Below are 19,204 nucleotides of genomic sequence, written 5' to 3'. Positions count from 1 at the left end.
TAAATTAACAAGGAAGAGAATATGAAAGATTTTGATAAATTAGGTTTAGAAAATCCCAAGAATATATTTCATAACTTAAGTTATGATGAGCTTTTAAAACATGAAATTGACAATAAAGAAGGCGCATTAAGTGATAATGGAACTTTTGCAGTAGATACGGGGATTTTTACAGGTAGAAGTCCTAAAGATAAGTATTTTGTTAAACAAGATCCATCGCAAAAATATATGGCTTGGGGAAAGGTAAATCAAGCTATTAATGAGGAATTATTTGAAAAATTATTAGCAAAGGCCAAGAAGCAGCTTAGTAATAGCGATATCTATATACAAGATGCGTATTGTGGTGCTAGTTTAAAAAGCAGAAAAGCGGTGCGTTTTGTAACTCAAGTTGCTTGGCAAGCGCATTTTGTTAAAAATATGTTTATTCGTCCAAAAGATAGCGAACTAGATAGTTTTACTCCTGACTTTGTAGTATATAATGCTTGTAAATGTGTAAATGAAGATTATAAAGATGATGGATTAAACTCAGAAGTTTTTGTAATCTTTAATATAGAAAAAAATATAGCAGTAATTGGTGGAACTTGGTATGGTGGCGAGATGAAAAAAGGAATTTTTTCTATGATGAATTATTGGTTGCCACTTGAAAACAAACTTTCTATGCATTGTAGTGCAAATGTAGGAGAAAAAGGAGATGTTGCACTTTTCTTTGGTTTAAGTGGCACGGGTAAAACTACACTTTCAACTGACCCTAAAAGAAAACTTATAGGTGATGACGAGCATGGCTGGGATGAAGAAGGTGTTTTTAATTTTGAAGGTGGATGTTATGCAAAAACCATTAATTTAGATCCAAAAAACGAGCCTGAAATTTATGGTGCGATAAAACAAAATGCACTTTTAGAGAATGTGGTTTTAAGAGATGATAAAAGTGTGGATTATAGCGATGCTTCAAAAACCGAAAATACGAGAGTTTCGTATCCTATTGAGCATATAGAAAATCACGAACCAAGTTTAAAAGCAGGACATCCAAAAAATATTATTTTTCTAAGTGCTGATGCTTTTGGGGTTTTGCCTCCTGTAAGCAAGTTAAGTAAAGAACAAGCAATGTATTATTTTTTAAGTGGTTATACGGCTAAAGTGGCTGGAACAGAACGCGGTATTACAGAGCCTCAAGCAACTTTTTCGGCTTGTTTTGGAGAGCCTTTTATGCCACTTCATCCAACTGTTTATGCAAGATTGCTTGGAGAAAAAATTGATAAGCATGAAGTAGATGTTTATCTTGTAAATACCGGTTGGAGCGGTGGTGCTTATGGTGTCGGCAAAAGAATGAGTATCAAAGCGACTAGAGCTTGCATTGATGCAATATTGGATGGAAGTATTAAAAATTGCGAATTTGAAAATTATGATGTGTTCAATTTGGCTATTCCTAAGGCTTTGGAAGGTGTGGAAACTACTCTTTTAAATCCTATGAATACTTGGTTAGATAAAAATGATTTTATTGCAACAAGAAATAAATTAGCAAAAATGTTTAATGAAAATTTCAAACGCTATGAAGATGTAAAAGAAGGCGTAGAATACAGTAAATTTGGACCTAAAATTTAAGGCAATTAGATGAAAAATGAAATGTGGTCAGGCCGTTTTAGTGAAGCAAGTGACGAGCTCTTAAAAGAATTTAATGCAAGTTTAAATATAGATAAAGCTTTATTTGAAGAAGATATTAAAGGCTCCATTGCTCATGCTAGTATGCTTGAAAGCTGTGCAATTTTAACAAGCGATGAATTAAAAGCTATCATAAAAGGCTTAGAGCAAGTTAAAAGCGAGATAGAGCAGGGTAGATTTGTTTTTGATATTAAAGATGAAGATATCCATATGGCAGTGGAAAAACGCCTAAGCGAGATCATAGGAAGTGAGATAGGTGGAAGACTTCATACTGCAAGAAGCAGAAATGATCAGGTTGCGACGGATTTTAAACTTTTTGTGAAAAAATCCCATAGTGAGCTTATTTTGTTTTTAAAAGAACTCATCGCAACCATTATTTCTCATGCAAAAGAGCATAAAAATACTATTATGCCAAGCTTTACACATTTACAACATGCACAGCCAATCAGCTTTTCTTTTTATATTTTAGCTTATGCTTTTATGTTTATGCGTGATATAAAACGTTTGCAAAATAGTTTAGAACTTGCTGATTTTTCTCCACTTGGATCGTGTGCATGTGCAGGGACTAGTTATGCGACAAATCGTGAATTTAGTGCTAAAATGCTTGACTTTAAAGATATTATGCCAAATGCTATGGATGGGGTGAGTGATAGAGATTTTGCTCTTGATTTGCTATATGATATAGCAGTGATTTTTACTCACACTTCAAGGCTTTGCGAGGAAATGATTTTATTTTCTAGTTCTGAATTTGGTTTCTTAACCATAAGTGACAGTTTTTCAACTGGAAGCTCCATTATGCCGCAGAAAAAAAATCCTGATGTTTGTGAGCTTATACGCGGAAAAACAGGACGAGTTTATGGAAATTTGATTTCGCTTTTAACCACAATGAAAGCCTTACCATTAGCATACAATAAAGATATGCAAGAAGATAAAGAAGGGCTTTTTGATAGTGTCAAAACCGCAAAAGATAGTTTGATTATCTTAAATGCCATGTTAAAAGAAATTCAAATTAATAAAAATAATATGTTAAATGCTTGTAAAAAAGGGCATTTATTAGCTACCGATTTAGCAGATTATTTGGTACGCGAGAAAAATATTCCTTTTAGAAGGGCGCATTTTATTGTAGGAAATGTAGTTGCCCAAGCTGAAAAGCAAGGTATTGATATAAGTGAAATTAAAGATTTGTCTAAAATCGATCCTATTTTTGATGAAAAAGCAATGAGACTTTTAAATTTTGAAAATTCCTTAAATTTAAAACAAAGCGAAGGTTCAAGTTCTGTAAAAAGCGTAGAAAAACAAATTCAAATTTTAGAAGATTTCTTGAAAAAAATTAGCCAATAAAACAAAATATTAGATTTTAATATTTTGTTTTATTTTTTAAATTTATTATTTTTATTTGCTTAAAATATTTTTCTTTTTGTTATAATTTTTGCTTGCTTATTTTCACTTAGGAGTTAAAAATGTTGTATATTTACACAAAAACCCCAAATGCACTTGTAAGAAGAGATGAATTTAACATCAAAGATGAATTACCAAAAAATATTTTATGGATGGATTTATTTAATCCAAGCTATGATGAAATTAAATTTATTGAATCAAAATTTAATCTTGAAATTCCTAATGAAGAAGAAAGAGAAGAAATAGAGCAAAGTGCGAAATATTGGGAAGATAATACAACAATTACCATCAATGCTCCTTTTTTAATTAAAGAGCAAGAATTTAAACTAAGCAAAGAAATTGTTACTTTTATGACAACGCAAAATATTTTATTTACAATACGCTTTAATGAATTTAGCACTTTTAGAGAGATCGAAAATCGCATTCTTGCAAGTCCTAAGAATTTTGAAGATGGTTATGATATAGTGGATAAAATTTTTGAAGTTCGCGTCGAAAAGGATGCGGATATTTTAGAATGGATAGATAAAGAAGCAAGGCGTTTAAGAAGTAACGTTTTAGAACAAAAAGATGTTCCAAGTTATGATGAAATGCTAAAAGGAATCTCAAGTCTCCAAGAGCTTAATATGAGAGTAAGGGATTCTTTGTTTGACAAGCGTCGCGCTATGACCTCGCTTTTGAAAAGCGATAAAATTGATATGGATATCAAAAGAAATTTAACCATAGTTTTAAAGGATTTAAATTCTTTGGTAGAATTTAATGTTTCGCAGCTTAATATTTTAGATAATATACAAACCATTTTGGCAAGTCAAATCAATATAGAACAAAATAAAATCATCAAACTCTTCACAGTTGCAACCGTAGCAATGATGCCTCCGACGCTTATAGGAACAATTTATGGAATGAATTTTGAATTTATGCCTGAATTAAAATGGGAATATGGTTATCCTATTGTAGTAATCATTATGCTTTTATCTATCATCGCACCTGTAATTTTCTTTAAGAAAAAAGGTTGGTTATAATGTTTAATATAGTTTTAGTTTGCCCAAGAATTCCGCAAAATACAGGCAGTATAGGCAGAATGTGTTATAACGCTGGGTTTAAATTGCATATTATTAAGCCTTTAGTTTTTGACATTAATGAAAAAGCTTTAAAAAGAGCCGGACTTGATTATTGGCCAAAATTAGAACCCATTATTTGGGAAAATTTGGATGAATTTTTAGAACAAAATAAGCAACATTTGCAACGATTTTTCTTTGCAACTACAAAAAGTAAAAAGCCTTATTTTGATGCTTGTTTTCAAGAAGGAGATTTTTTATTTTTTGGAAGCGAAAGCTTTGGTTTACCACAAGATTTAATGCGGCTTAATTGGGATAATGCTATCACCATTCCTATGAAACAATGTGGCAGAAGTCTTAATCTTGCCACGAGCGTAGGGATTATTTCTTATGAGGCTTTAAGGCAAAATTATATGAATTTTAAGGCTTAATGATTTAAGACTTTATTTAAAAATTCTTTCAATCTTTCATTAGGTGGGTTATTGAAAGCAATTTGTGGAGTAGTATCAAGCGCAATTTCTCCTTTATCCATGAAAAATACTCTATTAGCAACATTTCTTGCAAAACCCATTTCATGCGTTACGACAAGCATGGTTAAACCTTCCATAGCCACTTCTTTCATGATATTTAACACCTCTCCTATCATCTCAGGATCAAGTGCTGAAGTAGGCTCATCAAATAAAATCACATCAGGACTCATCATCAAACTTCTAGCAATGGCAATGCGTTGTTTTTGTCCGCCCGATAAATTATGAGGCATAACATCTTTTTTACTCTCAAGACCTACTTTTTGCAGTAATTTTAAAGCATTATTTTTCGCTTGCTGGGGAGTAAGAATTTTTGCCTTAATAGGAGCGAGGCATAAATTTTCAAGCACAGTTTTATTAGTAAAAAGATTAAAGTGCTGAAAGACCATACTCACCTTTTGTCTGATTTTGTTAATATCGGTTTTCTCATCCAGTATATTTTGATTTTTGATGAAAATTTCGCCACTGCTTGCAATTTCTAATTTATTAATACAACGTAAAAAAGTGCTTTTACCGCTTCCGCTCGGTCCAATAATGGCAATGATATCACCTTGATTGATATGAGTATTGATATTTTTTAAAACTTCTAAATTGCCATATTTTTTACTTAAATTTTTAATTTCAATCATTACTGCTAAGCCTTTTTTCAAGAATTTTAACGCCAAAGCTAAAAATTTTTACACTAATATAATAAACAAGGCCCGTAAAAATCACAGCTTTTGGACTATAATAAATTGCTTGCAAACTCTTGCTTTGCATTGTAATATCAATCACGCTAATAAAACCCACAACAGAAGTTTCTTTAAAAAGCGAGATGAATTCATTAGCTAAAGCAGGAAGTATGTTTTTAATGGCTTGTGGAAAAATGATTTCTTTCATTGAAGTAAAATAATCAAGCCCCATAGCCCTAGCAGCCTCCATTTGTCCTTTATCGACGCTATTAATCCCACTTCTTACAATTTCTGCAATATAGGCAGAGCTATTTAAACCAAGGGCGATAATGGCTACATAAAAATTATCTTTCCAAGTTACAAAAATTACAAAAGCAAAAATCAGCAACTGTAAAAGAACTGGAGTTCCTCTGATAATATCAATGTATTCATCGATGATAAAATTTAGAACTTTTATATGTAAAAATCTTAAAAAAGCTAATAAAAAGCCAATGACTATACCCAAAATGATACTGCCAAAAGTCAAACCAAGAGTGACAAAATAACTATTTACATAAGCTTTTGCATTGTCGGTATAAGCGTAAGTTATATTTGCATTTGCGTCTTTAATTTGTAAAATTTCTACAGGAAACGAAAAGTATCCCCATAGAAAAATAATCACAAAAAATACAAAAATTCTCATCTTACTTTCATTCAAATTTTTCAACCTTAATTTAAAATCAAAAGTTTAATTGTATAGTATTAATCTTGATTTTACTTTAAAAATTTGATGTTAAAACAAGTCACTAGTGTTGCTTTGCTCGTCTTTTGATTTTGGAAGTTCAAAGCCACCCAACATATGAAAATGCAAGTGAAAAACCTCTTGTCCGCTGTTTTTACCACAGTTTGTAATGAGTCTATAGCCACTTTTGTCTAAACCCAAAAGTGTGGCAAGTTCTTGAATGAAACTTGTCATTTTTGACATAAGTTCGGGTTTAAATTCTTGAAAATCTTTAAAATGTTCTTTGGGGATAATTAAAATATGAATTGGCGCCTTAGGATTTATGTCGTGAAATGCTAAAAAGTCATTATTTTCTAAGACTTTATTGCACGGAAGTTTTCCTTCAATGATAAGTTCAAAAACTGTTTTTTCTCTCATTTGTTATCCTTTTTTAAATATATTCGTAAAATTATACCTTAAAGTGCTGATTTTATGCTAAGTTTAAATTATTTTAGATTAGAATAATCGTTTAAAATTTTATTTTTAAGGTAAGAACTTGCAACAGCTCATTAATCAAATTCATTTATGTAAAAATTTATCAGATTTAGAAAATTTAAAAATAAGTATATTGGGAAAAAAGGGAAGCTTGACGAGCAAATTCTCCAAATTAAAAGATTTAAAAGATGAAGAAAAAAAGGAATTTGCGGCAAAACTCAACGAGCAAAAAGAGCAGCTAACTCACGCTTTTAATCTAAAATTTAAAGAATTAAATGAAAAATTCTTAGATGAAAAAATGAAACAAGATGCGATGAATTTTTATTATTTTGATGAAAATTCTAAAGCAGGAGCTTTGCATCCTGTGATGAGTACTATGGATAAAATTATAGATTATTTTGTATCTTTAAATTTTAGCATTGAAAAAGGACCTTTAATTGAAGATGATTTTCATAATTTTGAAGCTTTAAATTTGCCAAAATCACATCCTGCAAGAGATATGCAAGACACTTTTTATTTCGAAGATAAAAGACTTTTAAGGACTCATACATCGCCAGTGCAAATTCGCACAATGCTAACTCAAAAACCGCCTATTCGTATGATTACTCCAGGTGCGGTTTTTAGAAGGGATTTTGATCTTACTCATACCCCTATGTTTCATCAGGTTGAAGGGCTTGTAGTGGAAGAGGGGCAAAAAGTAAGTTTTGCAAATTTAAAAAGCATTTTAGAAGATTTTTTGCGTTATATGTTTGGCAATGTCAAAGTGCGTTTTCGTCCAAGTTTTTTTCCTTTTACGGAGCCTTCTGCTGAAGTGGATATTTCTTGTGTATTTTGCAAGGGCTGCGGATGTAGGGTTTGTAAGCAAACAGGTTGGCTTGAAGTACTAGGATGTGGTATAGTAGATCCTAATGTTTATAAATTTGTAGGTTATAGTAATGTAAGTGGATATGCTTTTGGTCTTGGGGTAGAAAGATTTGCAATGCTTTTGCATCAAATTCCTGATTTACGTTCTTTATTTGAAGGAGATTTAAGATTATTGGAGCAATTTAGATGATAATTACAAAAAATTGGTTAAAAGATTGGTTGGATATTGGCGATAAAACTTTAGAAGACTTGGTTAAAACTCTAAATTCTATAGGTTTAGAAGTTGATAAAGCTTATAGAATTAAAGCCCCTGATAATATTGTTGTGGGTTATGTAAAAGAAAAAATAAAGCATGAAAACTCTGATAAATTAAGTATTTGTCAAGTGGATGTTGGGGATAAAATTTTACAAATTGTTTGCGGTGCTGCTAATGTTGATGTTGGACAATTCGTTGCCGTTGCGCTTGAGGGTGCTATCATGCCAAATGGTATGGAGATTAAGGCAACTAAACTTAGAGGCGCTGAATCTTTTGGTATGCTTTGTTCTAGCACAGAACTTGGTTTTCCAAAAATCAATGATGGCATTATGATTTTAGATGATAGTATTGGAAAATTGGAGCTTGGTAAAGCTTTAAATTCTTATGAATTGTTTAATGATTGTTTTATCGAAGTGGAATTAACACCAAATCGCGGAGATTGCTTAAGTGTTTATGGAGTAGCTAGGGATTTGGCTGTAGCTTATGGGTTAAATTTAAAAGATCAAAATACCTTTAAAGAGCCTGAAAACACTTTAGGTATAGGTAGAATTTTGCGTTTGCAAAGCAATCAAAATCTTAATAGTTTTTTTAATTATAGAGCTATAGAACTTAAGAATAAGGTTATATTAAATTTATCTATAAAATTAAGATTAGCTTATATTGATACATTGAAAGATAATAGCATAGAAAATTTATTAAATTATGCTACACATTCTACAGGAGTGCTTTTCACTGCTTATGATTTTGATAAATTAAAAAGTGCGAATAATGATGTTTTAATCAATATACAAAAGCAAGAAAATGGCGAAAGTGCTGTTTTTTGTCAAAATAAATTGTTATCAGTTGGTGGGATTTACCAAGAAGATGAATTTAGAATCAACGATCATACTAAAATTGTCATTATAGAAGCAAATTATACTCATCCTGAAATTATCGCTGAAGCAAAAGAAAATTATAAAAAAATTAATAATGAAATGTTTTATAAAAGTTTTAGAGGGAGTGAGCCAAAATTAAGTATTGGAACGGATTTTTTGTTTAAACAAATGAGTGTAATTTCCAACATCACTCTTTATAGTGGTTCTCAGCAAATTACAGAGCATAAAGAATTAAAAGTTATCAATTTTACCAGTGAAGATATCAATAAAATGGTAGGTAAAAGCATAGAAAAAAATCTTATTTTAAAGATTCTTAAACACATAGGTTTTGATATCACGCTTGTTACTGAAGAATTAATTAATGCTAAAGTTCCTTTGCATAGACCTGATATTAAAAATATTTCAGATATTTGTGAAGAAGTTGTTCGCATTATAGGTATTGACAATATTGAGTCTAAAGCCTTGGAATTTTTTGAGAAAAACCGTATAAATCAAACTTATAATAATTATAAATTTCTAAAAGATCTTAGAGTTAGAGCTGTAAATAATGGGTATTTTGAAAGTTTGCATTATGTTTTGGATTTTAAAGAAGAATTGCATAATTTAGGCTTTAAAACCACAAATTTAAAACTTGTTAATCCCATTACTTCAGAGCTTGATACTTTAAGAAGCACTTTGATTAATCATTTATTAAACGCAGCAAGTTTTAACATAAAAAATTCTAAAAAAATTGTTAAGCTTTTTGAAAATGGTATGGTTTTTGATGAGCAAAATAATGAATTGCATAAAATTGCATTTTTAAGCTGTGGCTACAAGGATGAAGCTAAAATTGCCAATAAAGCTAAGCCTGAATTAGTTAATTTTTATGATTTTCTACTTGAGCTTAAAAATATCATAGGGGACTTTAATTTAGCAAATTCAAGTTATGTTTTTTTAAGTCCTTACGAGCAAGCTGATATCATAAAAGAAGGTATTAAAATCGGCTATGTGGGTAGGGTTCATTTGAAAATAGAAAACGAAAGAGATCTGTTTAAAACCTATGTTTGTGAGCTTCATTTAGATCTTTTAAAACCTGAATTTAAGACAGCTAAAATTTATTCGAAATTTCCAGCGATTAATAGAGATTTAAGTTTGCTTATACCTAAAGATTATCCTTATGAAAAAATTAAAACCTGCATTAATACTTTAAATATAAAGATTTTAGAAGGTTTTAGGATAGTGGATTTATATCACGATGAGAATTTAAAAGAGCAATTTAGCTTGACTGTAAATTTTACTTTTAAAGATAGTGAAAAAACTCTGGAAGATAACGAAGTTGCCGTTTGTATGGAGCAAATTATCAATACCTTGGATAAAGAACTAGGATTAAAGCTAAGATGAAAATTTATCCTTTAGCTCATTTTAATCAAGAATTTACACAAATTGCAGCTGATAAAAGCATTTCTCATCGTTTTGCGATTTTTTCTCTTTTAACACAAGGAGAAAATAGGGCGCAAAATTATCTTTTAGCCCAAGATACGCTAAATACTTTAAAAATAGTCCAAAATTTAGGCGCTAAAGTAGAAAGAAAAGACTCTAGTGTTAGCATTAAAGCACCTAGTGAAATTCTTTCGCCAAATTGCATTTTAGATTGTGGAAATTCAGGCACTGCTATGCGTTTGATGATGGGATTTTTAGCAGGAATTTCAGGCTTTTTTGTATTAAGTGGAGATAGGTATTTAAATAATCGCCCAATGAAACGACTCAGCGAGCCTTTAAGAGAAATTGGAGCAAAAATTTATGGCAGAATGGATGCAAATTTGGCGCCACTTTGCATAGAAGGACAAAATTTAAAAGCTTTTAAATACGAAAGTAAAATTTCTTCAGCCCAAGTAAAAACCGCTATGATTTTAGCAGGTTTTAGTGCAGATGGAGTGAGTAAATTTAGCGAAGTTTCACTCAGTAGAGATCATAGTGAAAATATGCTAAAAGCGATGGATGCTCCTTTAAAAATTTCTCAAGATAAGTTAAGTATGGAAATTTTTCCTTTAAAAGAACCTTTAAAACCCTTGGATATCACGATACCAAATGATCCTTCTTCGGCTTTTTATTTTGTTTTAGCTGCTTTGATTTTGCCAAATTCTAAAATTACCCTTAAAAATGTTTTACTCAATCCTACACGCATTGAAGCTTATAAAGTTTTACAAAAAATGGGCGCTAAGCTCGAGTTTAAATTTTATGAGAATAGCTTTGAAAGCGTGGGAGAAATTTATGCACAAAGTAGTTCTTTGCAAGCCGTTGAAGTGAGTGAGAATATCGCTTGGTTAATTGATGAAGCACCAGCTCTTGCAATAGCTTTTGCCTGTGCTAAAGGAGAAAGTATTTTAAGAAATGCCAAAGAATTGCGTGTTAAAGAAAGCGATAGAATTCATGCTATGGTTGAGAATTTACAAAAATGCGGCATTGAGGCAGAAGAGCTAGATGATGGTTTTAAAATCACAGGCGCTAAGGCAAAAAGTGCTAAAATCAAAAGCTATGGAGATCACCGCATTGCTATGAGTTTTGCGATTTTAGGTTTGCTTTATGGAATGGAAATTGATGAAACAGAGTGTATTAAAACTTCTTTTCCAAATTTTGAAAAATTGCTTTTAGAATTGGGGGCAAAAATTGATTATTGAGTTAGCGAAAAATTATGGTTTTTGTTTTGGTGTTAAAAGGGCAATTAAAAAAGCAGAGCAAATTAAAGATGCAGCAACTATAGGACCGCTCATTCATAATAATGAAGAAATTTCGCGTTTGCAAAAAGATTTTAATGTTAAAACTTTGGAAAATATAAGAGCTTTAAGCAACGAAAAAAAGGCGATTATCCGTACTCATGGGATCACAAAACAAGATTTGGAAGAATTGAAAAAAAAGGATATTGAAATTTTTGATGCCACTTGTCCTTTTGTAACGAAGCCTCAACAAATTTGCGAGAAAATGAGCAATGAAGGCTATGAAGTGGTGATTTTTGGTGATGAAAATCATCCAGAAGTCAAAGGCGTGAAAAGCTATGTAAGCACAAAAGCTTATGTGGTTTTAGATAAAAAAGAGCTTGAAAATATCAAATTTCCTAGCAAGATTGCCGTTGTAAGCCAGACAACTAAAAAGATCGAGCATTTTATGGAGATAGTGAATTTTTTAATGCTTAGAGTAAAGGAAGTAAGGGTTTTTAATACGATTTGTGATGCGACTTTTAAAAATCAAGATGCCATTAAAGAACTTTCTTTAAGAAGCGATGTGGTAGTGGTTGTGGGTGGTAAAAATTCTGCCAATACCAAGCAACTTTTTTTAATCGCTAAGGCAAATTGCGAGGATAGTTATTTGATAGAAAATGAGAGTGAAATCCAAAAAGAATGGTTTTTGGGTAAAAAATATTGTGGTATTAGTGCGGGTGCTAGTACTCCTGATTGGATTATACAAAGAGTGATTGGTAAAATAGAAAGTTTTAAAATTTAGTTTAAATTTATGGGGGGGGGGTATAATAAAAATTTTTAATATTTTTGAAAGGTTTTACAAATGAATAAAAATGTAGTTTTACTAGGCGGAAGTAATTCTGTAATGGTAAATGGCTTACAAAAAAGGCCTAAGAGAAGGTATAGACAAATATAATGAAAATGCTCCGCGGAGGAGGGGGTATTAGAATTTTATAATTTTGCTTTAAAGTTTATATGAAATTATTAGGCATAAAGAAATTTTTTAAAATGCTGAATTTATCATAACCGAAAATAATATCAATAAACAATATTATTTTCATCCCTATCAAAAACTTCCGTATTTTTTAATATATCGTAATTTAATGTGGCTTCATAAGGAGCTTTGTTTTTTAAATAAAAAAGTATTAATTTTGGTTTTACCTTATTCTTGTGATAACTACAAAGTTATTGATAATATCTATACGCAAATTTTGTTCTTATTTTGGTTTCAATATAAAAATATTATAATGAAAATTCTTTGGTGGAATTTAGAAAAAGAACTGATGCTCATTATTAGCAAACTAGAATTATGTGTGAATTTGGCAAGAATATCATTAAAAATATTGACAGTTTTAAAAAACGAAAATAACTTAATACAAAAAAACGATAATTCTAAATTTAAATTTGCACTCCAAAAGATATGGAACTAATCAATGGAAATTTGCGAGAAATTCCTATAAAAATTCAATATTTGATGAAAAAACTTACAGACTTGATAAAAATGTTAAGCTTAAATTTCTAAATAGTTTGAAAAATATTTTTTAATAGGTGTTCATAATTAGAACAATAAAGAATATCATATACCTAGTTTTTATTCTAGTGTATTGATTAAAAATGAAAAGACAAATATTTCAAAAGAATTTAGACACACAAATTTATTAGAAGCGCAATAGATGCTCAAACTCAAGCTATGTTAAATTTTAACAATGTAAATTTTGGCGAATTTTATATTGAAGTTCAAACTTGGAATACAAATCGGAAACGATTAGATTTTTGCAACCTTATTTCTTCTTTGCTTCTCCTAATGAAAATTATCATAATCAAACAATAGATTTTGAAGTCTTAGCTAATAAAATATAGAAATTTTAAAAGTTTATGATTTTAACCATCACGATAAATTTAATCAGTGCTAATTCTGCCAAAGCGAGAATTTACTCTCATCTTTCATACAAATGGCTATTGCTATAGTTATAAAAATTTAAAACTAACTAAAGATAAACTTCCACCTTCAGAAAGCTATCCTGACTATAAAGAAGCTTTAAAATAAAAGGAATGTTTTACTTGTAAGCTTGACGAAGCATTTATTAAAGCTAACAAAAACTAGCATAAAGTGGATATTTGAAATTTTATTTTGTGGATGTAAGAAAGCTTAAAAGGGAGTTTGGGAAATGAATAAATGAGCAAAAATGATGAAATATGCTAAAAATTTATAAATATTAACACTAATTAAAGAAAAAATGATATATAATCAAGCTTTATTTTATTTTTAAAGGACCGCGATGACTGAGGTGAACAAAAAAGTTCAAAAAAATATGGAAGAATTTCCTGAAGATGAGGATTTTGAACAGCTTTTAGAGGCTTTTGATAAATCCAGAGAAGAAGCTGCAACTGAAGGTGTGATCGTTGAGATCAGAGATGATGAAGTTTATATTGATATAGGCAAAAAATCAGAAGGTATTTTGGCATTAAATGAAATTACTGATGAAGATACTAATTTATTATTTAAGGTTGGAGATACTATCAAAGTAGCAGTGATCGGTTCTCGTGGAGGCAGATCTTTACTTTCTTATAAAAAAGCGTTAAGAAAACAAAAAGTTCAGGAATTTATTGAAAATTATGTTGAAAACGATGAAGCTTTTGATGTGAAAATTATAGGAAAAAATAAAGGCGGATTTATAGCTATAGATGATGAAGGTGTTGAATTTTTTATGCCAAGATCTCAGTATGGATTTAAAGATGCAAATAATCTTATTGGTAAAACTTTCAAAGTAAAAATTGTAAAAATTGATAAAGATGAGCAAAGTATCGTTATTTCGAGAAAGAAAATTCTCAATGATGATAGAAAAAAACGTAAAGAGCTTATTAGTGGTATTGTAGAAAATGATGCAATTTTAGAGGGTGTTGTTAAGAAAATCACAACCTATGGAATGTTTGTTGATGTGGGTGGAATTGACGGGCTTGTTCATTATAGTGAAATTTCTTATAAAGGACCTGTAAATCCTAATGCACTTTATAAAGAGGGTGATAAAGTTCCTGTTAAAGTTATAAAATACGATAAAGATAAAAAGCATCTTTCTTTGTCTGTTAAAGCAGCTATTCCTGATCCTTGGAATGAGATCAAAGATAGCTTAGAAATCGGTGATACTATCAAGGTTGTAGTGTCTAATATTGAGCCTTATGGAGCTTTTGTAGATTTGGGTAATGATATTGAAGGATTTTTGCATGTCAGCGAAATTTCTTGGGATAAAAACATAAAGAATCCTAAAAATCACATCACAAAAGGTCAAGAAATTGATGTTGAAGTGATTGAGATTAATATCCCAGAAAGAAGATTGAGAGTATCTTTGAAAAATTTACTTTCAAAGCCTTTTGATGAATTTTTACAACAATATCAAATTGGCGATGTGGTAGATGGCGTGATAACTTCTATTACTAATTTTGGTGCTTTTGTTAAAATTGGAAATATTGAAGGTTTATTACACAATGAAGATTCCTCATGGGATAGAAATATAAAATGCAAAGATTTATTTAAGGTTAATGATAAAATAAAAGTAAAAATCATCAAAATAGATCAAGAAAACCAAAAAGTATCTCTTAGTGTTAAAGAGCTTACACAAAGTCCAGTTCAAGTTTATGCTTTGAAACACAATGTTGGCGATATAGTAAAGGGTAAAATAAGAGATATTAAGGATTTTGGTATTTTTGTAGAACTTGAAAATGGCGTTGATGCTTTGATTCATAAAGAAGATATTAGTAGTGCTGATTTTGAAAATTTGCAAATTGATTCCGAGATTGAAGCGGTAATAGTTTTTGTTGATGAAAAAAGAAATAGAATTCGTTTAAGCGTAAAAAATCTTCACAGAATGAAAGAACGAGAAGTTTTAAACGAAATCAACAATAATGATAAAGTAACATTAGGTGATATTATAAAAGATCAACTTTCTTAAATGAATTAAGTCTATGAAAAAATATACCCTATATGGTGTTTTATTCACTTTATTTTTAATTCTTTTTGTCTGCATTGTAGTTTTATTTTTCAGGTATGGCGAAATAAACGCTATGCCTGAAATTATCAAGGAAGTGGCTTATAAAATTAATACTCCCAAACAAGAAAATTCAAAAGAAGAAACATGGCAAGATAAGCTTTCGCAGCTTCCTAAAAAAAACTATGTTCCTGCGGTGCAATACTTTTCAATGTATTTTGAAGTAGATACAAGTGCCTTTGAACCAAAGCAACGATATTATCAACTTTTAATCAGTAAAAATGATGTGTATTCTATGTTTTGTTTAAAGCAAACGCTGAATTTATTTAATGTGCAGTATAGTTTGGTAAGCACCAAGGATAATACTCAAATTATTTTAGATACGGATGATAAAAACATATTAGAAGGTATTATTAAAAAATTAAAAACCTATGATATAGATACTCAAATAAAGGAGATGTGGTTATGAAAAAAAAGATCATAGTATGTGATGCGATTTTAGATAAGGGTGTTGAAATTTTACGCAATGCTGAAGATATAGAGCTTATCGAGGCTGCAAAAGTTCCAAAAGATCAGCTTTTATCTATGCTTGAAGATGTTGATGTGGCGATTACAAGAAGTTCGACTGATGTGGATGAAAAATTTTTAAGTCATGCAAAGAAGCTTAAAGCTTTAATCCGCGCTGGAGTTGGCGTGGATAATGTGGATATTGCTAATTCATCAAAACGCGGTGTGATTGTGATGAATGTCCCAACGGCCAATACTATCGCCGCAGTAGAGCTTACAATGGCACATCTTTTAACTTCAGCAAGGAGTTTTGTTAATGCTCATAATTTCTTAAAACAAGAAAGAAAATGGGAAAGAGAAAAATGGTACGGCGTAGAGTTAATGAATAAGACTTTAGGTGTGATAGGCTTTGGAAATATCGGCTCTCGCGTAGCTATTCGTGCTAAGGCATTTGGAATGAAAATTTTAGCTTACGATCCTTATATACCTACTTCAAAAATCACCGATCTTGGTATGGAAGCAGTAACAAATTTGGAAGATATTTTAACCCAAAGTGATTTTATTACTATACATACTCCAAAAACCAAAGAAACAGAAGGTATGATAGGCTTAAATGAGCTTGCTAAAATGAAAGATGGTATTCGTTTGATTAACTGTGCAAGAGGGGGTTTATATACGGAAGAGGCATTATGCGAAGGATTAAGAACCGGTAAAATAGCATGGCTTGGCATCGATGTATTTGTTAAAGAGCCAGCAACAAATAATCCTATTTTGGAATTTAATAACATTTCAGTCACCTCTCATCTTGGTGCAAATACCTTTGAAAGTCAAGAAAACATATCCATACAAGCTTGCGAACAAGCCTTAAATGCAGCTAGAGGTATATCATATCCCAATGCCTTAAATTTACCAATTAAAACTGAAGATTTGCCACCATTTGTAGAGCCTTATATAGAGCTTGTATCTAAAATGGGATTTTTATGTGCTCAGCTTGATAAAAATCCAGTAAAAAGCATAAGACTTGAAGCAGAAGGAAATATTGGCGAGTTTGCAAATTCTATGCTTACTTTTGCTTGTGTCGGTGTTTTGGGTGGAATTTTAGGCGATACGATTAATTATGTTAATGCTGAATTTGTGGCTAGAGATAAAGGCATAGAGCTTGGAAGCGAGGTTTTACCTAATAGTGGTTATAATAATAAGCTTACCATTAAAATTGTTACAGAGCAATCTAGCGTTAGTGTATCAGGGACTATCTTTAATGAAAATGAACAAAGAGTTGTCATGCTAAATGGATTTGCAACAGATTTTAAACCTAAAGGAAAAATGATAATCTTTAAAAATAAGGATATTCCAGGAGTTATTGCAAAAATCACCTCTATACTTGCTGAAAATAAAATCAATATTGCCGATTTCCGTTTAGGACGCGATGGTTTTGGTCATGCTTTGGCTGTAGTGTTGGTTGATGATAAAATCAATAAAGCTTTACTTGATAAGCTCAATGCATTTGATGCTTGTATTTTTGCACAATATGTTGAAATTTAAAGGCTAAGATGGCGCTAATAGATTTAATCAAAGCTTCTAAGAAATTTAGCGAGAAAATTGTTTTAAATGAAGCGAATTTTAGTGCCAATGATGGTGAAAAAATTGCCATTATTGGCAAAAATGGAGAAGGAAAATCTACATTTTTAAAAGTCATTTTGGGTATCCTTACTTTAGATAGCGGTAGAATTATAAGACAAAATGGAAAAAGCATAGCCATGCTTTCTCAAAGTGTGGATTTTGATACCAATTTAAGCGTCAAAGAACTTATTAAAAAAGAACTTGCTGAAATTTATCAAATTTTAGAAGATTATGAAAATTTACAAAGCAAGCTCAGTACAAACCCTCATAATGAATCTTTATTAAGACAAATAGATGATTTGATTTCTCTTATTGATAGCAAAGATGCTTGGAATATTGATGATAAGATCACAAGGATTTTAAAAGAATTTCAGTTATTAGAATACGAAAATAGGGCGGTTTGCACTTTAAGTGGTGGCGAGATTCGCCGTGTGGGGCTTTGTGTGCTTTTGCTTAAAAATCCAGATATTTTGTTACTTGATGAACCTACAAACCATTTGGATGTCTACATGAGCAGCTTTTTGGAAAATATGCTAAAAAATTCTAAAATGTGTGTGATTTTCATCTCGCATGATAGGTATTTTATTGATGCAATTGCAGATAAATGCGTGGAAATTGATGCAGGAAATTTAAGTGTTTTTAAAGGTGGATATGTAAATTATTTAGAAAAGAAAACTCAAATTCTGCAAAGTCTTGCCAAAAGCCATGAAACTCTTTTAAAGCATCTTAAAAGTGAAGAGGAATGGCTAAGGCGCGGAGTTAAAGCGAGATTAAAACGCAATGAAGGACGAAAAGAGCGCATCTTAAAAATGCGAGAAGAGGCTAAGAAAAATCCTAGCGCAATTCAGCGTTTGAAGCTTGAAATTTCAAGAGCAGCTTTAAATTTTAACGGAGAAAAAATTATAAATCGCAAGAAAATGCTTTTTGAGCTTAAAAATATAAGCAAAAGTATAGGAAATAAAATTCTTTTCAAAGACTTTTCAAGTCGTATTTTGCAAGGCGAGCGTATAGCCATAGTGGGGAAGAATGGTTGTGGAAAATCAACTTTTTTAAAAGTGCTTTTAGGTCAGCTTCATCAAGATAGTGGAGAAATAAAAAGAGGCGAGCTTAAAATAGGGTATTTTGATCAGGCTAGAAGTCTTGTAAATTCAGATAAAAGCTTACTTGAAATTTTTTGCCCTAATGGCGGTGATAGAGTGGAAGTGCGTGGTAAAAATATGCATGTTTATGGGTATTTGAAAAATTTTTTATTTCCAAAAGAATTTTTAGATAAAAAAGTATCGGTTTTAAGCGGTGGAGAAAAAAATCGCGTGGCTTTGGCTTTACTATTTACTAAGGAATATGATGTTTTGGTTTTGGATGAGCCTACAAATGATCTTGATATTGCGACTATTAATATTTTAGAAGAGTATTTGCTTAGTTTTGAAGGAGCAATTTTGCTTGTTTCGCATGATAGGTATTTTGTAGATAAAATCGCTACTAAAATTTACGCCTTTGAAAAAGATGGTTTTATTAATATAGAACATATACCTTATACGCAGTATTTAGAAACAGAAAAAGAGCTAAAAGAATTTGATGAATATCTTGCAAATTTAGAGTCAAATCAAAACAAAGAAATTATTTCAAAGGAAAAAAGTGGCAAGAAATTAAGCTATAAAGAAAATGAAATTTTAAAGCTTTATCCTGAAAAAATTCAAAGCTTAGAAGATGAAATTCAAAAACTCAATCAGCAGCTTTCAGATCCTAAATTTTATCAAGAAATTGGAATTGCAAAATTATATGAACAATTAGAAAATTTACAGCAAGAATTAGAAAAATTGGAAAATGCGTATTTTGAAGTATTGGAAAAAAGTCAAAATTTAAATTAGTAAATTTTAAACTAAGGC

The 19,204-nt window shown here is 30.7% G+C and carries 15 protein-coding genes; 12 read left to right on the top strand and 3 right to left on the bottom strand.

Annotated features, from left to right (window positions below; all coding sequences use genetic code 11):
- Positions 1-3 precede the first annotated feature (3 nt).
- The 4 genes from pckA to ELQ16_RS06155 all read left to right on the top strand — a co-directional run bounded on the left by pckA (position 4) and on the right by ELQ16_RS06155 (position 4,537).
- Positions 4-1,596: a phosphoenolpyruvate carboxykinase (ATP) gene (pckA, locus tag ELQ16_RS06170; protein ID WP_347876280.1), complete on the top strand. Its 1,593-nt coding sequence runs from the start codon at positions 4-6 to the stop codon at positions 1,594-1,596.
- A gap of 9 nt (positions 1,597-1,605) precedes the next feature.
- Positions 1,606-2,994, top strand: a complete 1,389-nt coding sequence (gene argH / locus ELQ16_RS06165) for an argininosuccinate lyase (RefSeq protein ID WP_134238686.1) — start codon at positions 1,606-1,608, stop codon at positions 2,992-2,994.
- 119 nt (positions 2,995-3,113) lie between these two features.
- Positions 3,114-4,070, top strand: coding sequence for a magnesium/cobalt transporter CorA (gene corA / locus ELQ16_RS06160; protein WP_134238685.1), 957 nt, complete (start codon positions 3,114-3,116; stop codon positions 4,068-4,070).
- Positions 4,070-4,537, top strand: coding sequence for a tRNA (cytidine(34)-2'-O)-methyltransferase (locus ELQ16_RS06155; protein ID WP_134238684.1), 468 nt, complete (start codon positions 4,070-4,072; stop codon positions 4,535-4,537). The genes corA and ELQ16_RS06155 overlap by 1 nt, the downstream gene beginning before the upstream one ends.
- Here the strand turns inward: ELQ16_RS06155 and ELQ16_RS06150 are convergent.
- From ELQ16_RS06150 to ELQ16_RS06140, 3 genes are all read right to left on the bottom strand, one after another.
- A complete protein-coding gene (locus ELQ16_RS06150) occupies positions 4,534-5,262 on the bottom strand; it encodes an amino acid ABC transporter ATP-binding protein (RefSeq protein WP_134238683.1) in 729 nt (242 codons plus the stop codon). The genes ELQ16_RS06155 and ELQ16_RS06150 overlap by 4 nt on opposite strands.
- Entirely contained in the window at positions 5,255-5,986 is a 732-nt protein-coding gene (locus ELQ16_RS06145) for an amino acid ABC transporter permease (protein WP_407919966.1), read from the bottom strand. Before ELQ16_RS06145 ends, ELQ16_RS06150 begins: the two co-directional genes overlap by 8 nt.
- Before the next feature lie 90 nt (positions 5,987-6,076).
- Positions 6,077-6,442, bottom strand: coding sequence for a histidine triad nucleotide-binding protein (locus ELQ16_RS06140; RefSeq protein WP_134238681.1), 366 nt, complete (start codon positions 6,440-6,442; stop codon positions 6,077-6,079).
- Between the two features lie 118 nt (positions 6,443-6,560).
- Here ELQ16_RS06140 and pheS point away from each other — a divergent pair, with 118 nt between their 5' ends.
- From pheS to abc-f, 8 genes are all read left to right on the top strand, one after another.
- Positions 6,561-7,553, top strand: coding sequence for a phenylalanine--tRNA ligase subunit alpha (gene pheS, locus ELQ16_RS06135; protein WP_134238680.1), 993 nt, complete (start codon positions 6,561-6,563; stop codon positions 7,551-7,553).
- On the top strand, positions 7,550-9,874 hold the full coding sequence (pheT, locus tag ELQ16_RS06130) for a phenylalanine--tRNA ligase subunit beta (RefSeq protein WP_134238679.1): 2,325 nt from the start codon (positions 7,550-7,552) through the stop codon (positions 9,872-9,874). Before pheS ends, pheT begins: the two co-directional genes overlap by 4 nt.
- Complete coding sequence (aroA, locus tag ELQ16_RS06125) at positions 9,871-11,151, top strand: 3-phosphoshikimate 1-carboxyvinyltransferase (protein ID WP_134238678.1); 1,281 nt, start codon at positions 9,871-9,873, stop codon at positions 11,149-11,151. Before pheT ends, aroA begins: the two co-directional genes overlap by 4 nt.
- Entirely contained in the window at positions 11,141-11,971 is an 831-nt protein-coding gene (locus ELQ16_RS06120; RefSeq protein ID WP_134238677.1) for a 4-hydroxy-3-methylbut-2-enyl diphosphate reductase, read from the top strand. The genes aroA and ELQ16_RS06120 overlap by 11 nt, the downstream gene beginning before the upstream one ends.
- Positions 11,972-13,487: 1,516 nt before the next feature.
- Entirely contained in the window at positions 13,488-15,155 is a 1,668-nt protein-coding gene (locus tag ELQ16_RS06110; protein ID WP_134238676.1) for a 30S ribosomal protein S1, read from the top strand.
- Positions 15,156-15,168: 13 nt separating this feature from the next.
- Positions 15,169-15,660: a hypothetical protein gene (locus ELQ16_RS06105; RefSeq protein WP_134238675.1), complete on the top strand. Its 492-nt coding sequence runs from the start codon at positions 15,169-15,171 to the stop codon at positions 15,658-15,660.
- Positions 15,657-17,240, top strand: a complete 1,584-nt coding sequence (gene serA, locus ELQ16_RS06100; protein WP_134238674.1) for a phosphoglycerate dehydrogenase — start codon at positions 15,657-15,659, stop codon at positions 17,238-17,240. The genes ELQ16_RS06105 and serA overlap by 4 nt, the downstream gene beginning before the upstream one ends.
- An 8-nt stretch (positions 17,241-17,248) precedes the next feature.
- Positions 17,249-19,186, top strand: a complete 1,938-nt coding sequence (abc-f, locus tag ELQ16_RS06095) for a ribosomal protection-like ABC-F family protein (protein WP_134238673.1) — start codon at positions 17,249-17,251, stop codon at positions 19,184-19,186.
- Positions 19,187-19,204: the final 18 nt, after the last annotated feature.

The organism is Campylobacter sp. US33a, from assembly GCF_004378855.1.
Classification (GTDB): domain Bacteria; phylum Campylobacterota; class Campylobacteria; order Campylobacterales; family Campylobacteraceae; genus Campylobacter_D.
This window is presented reverse-complemented; position numbering and strand designations above follow the sequence as displayed.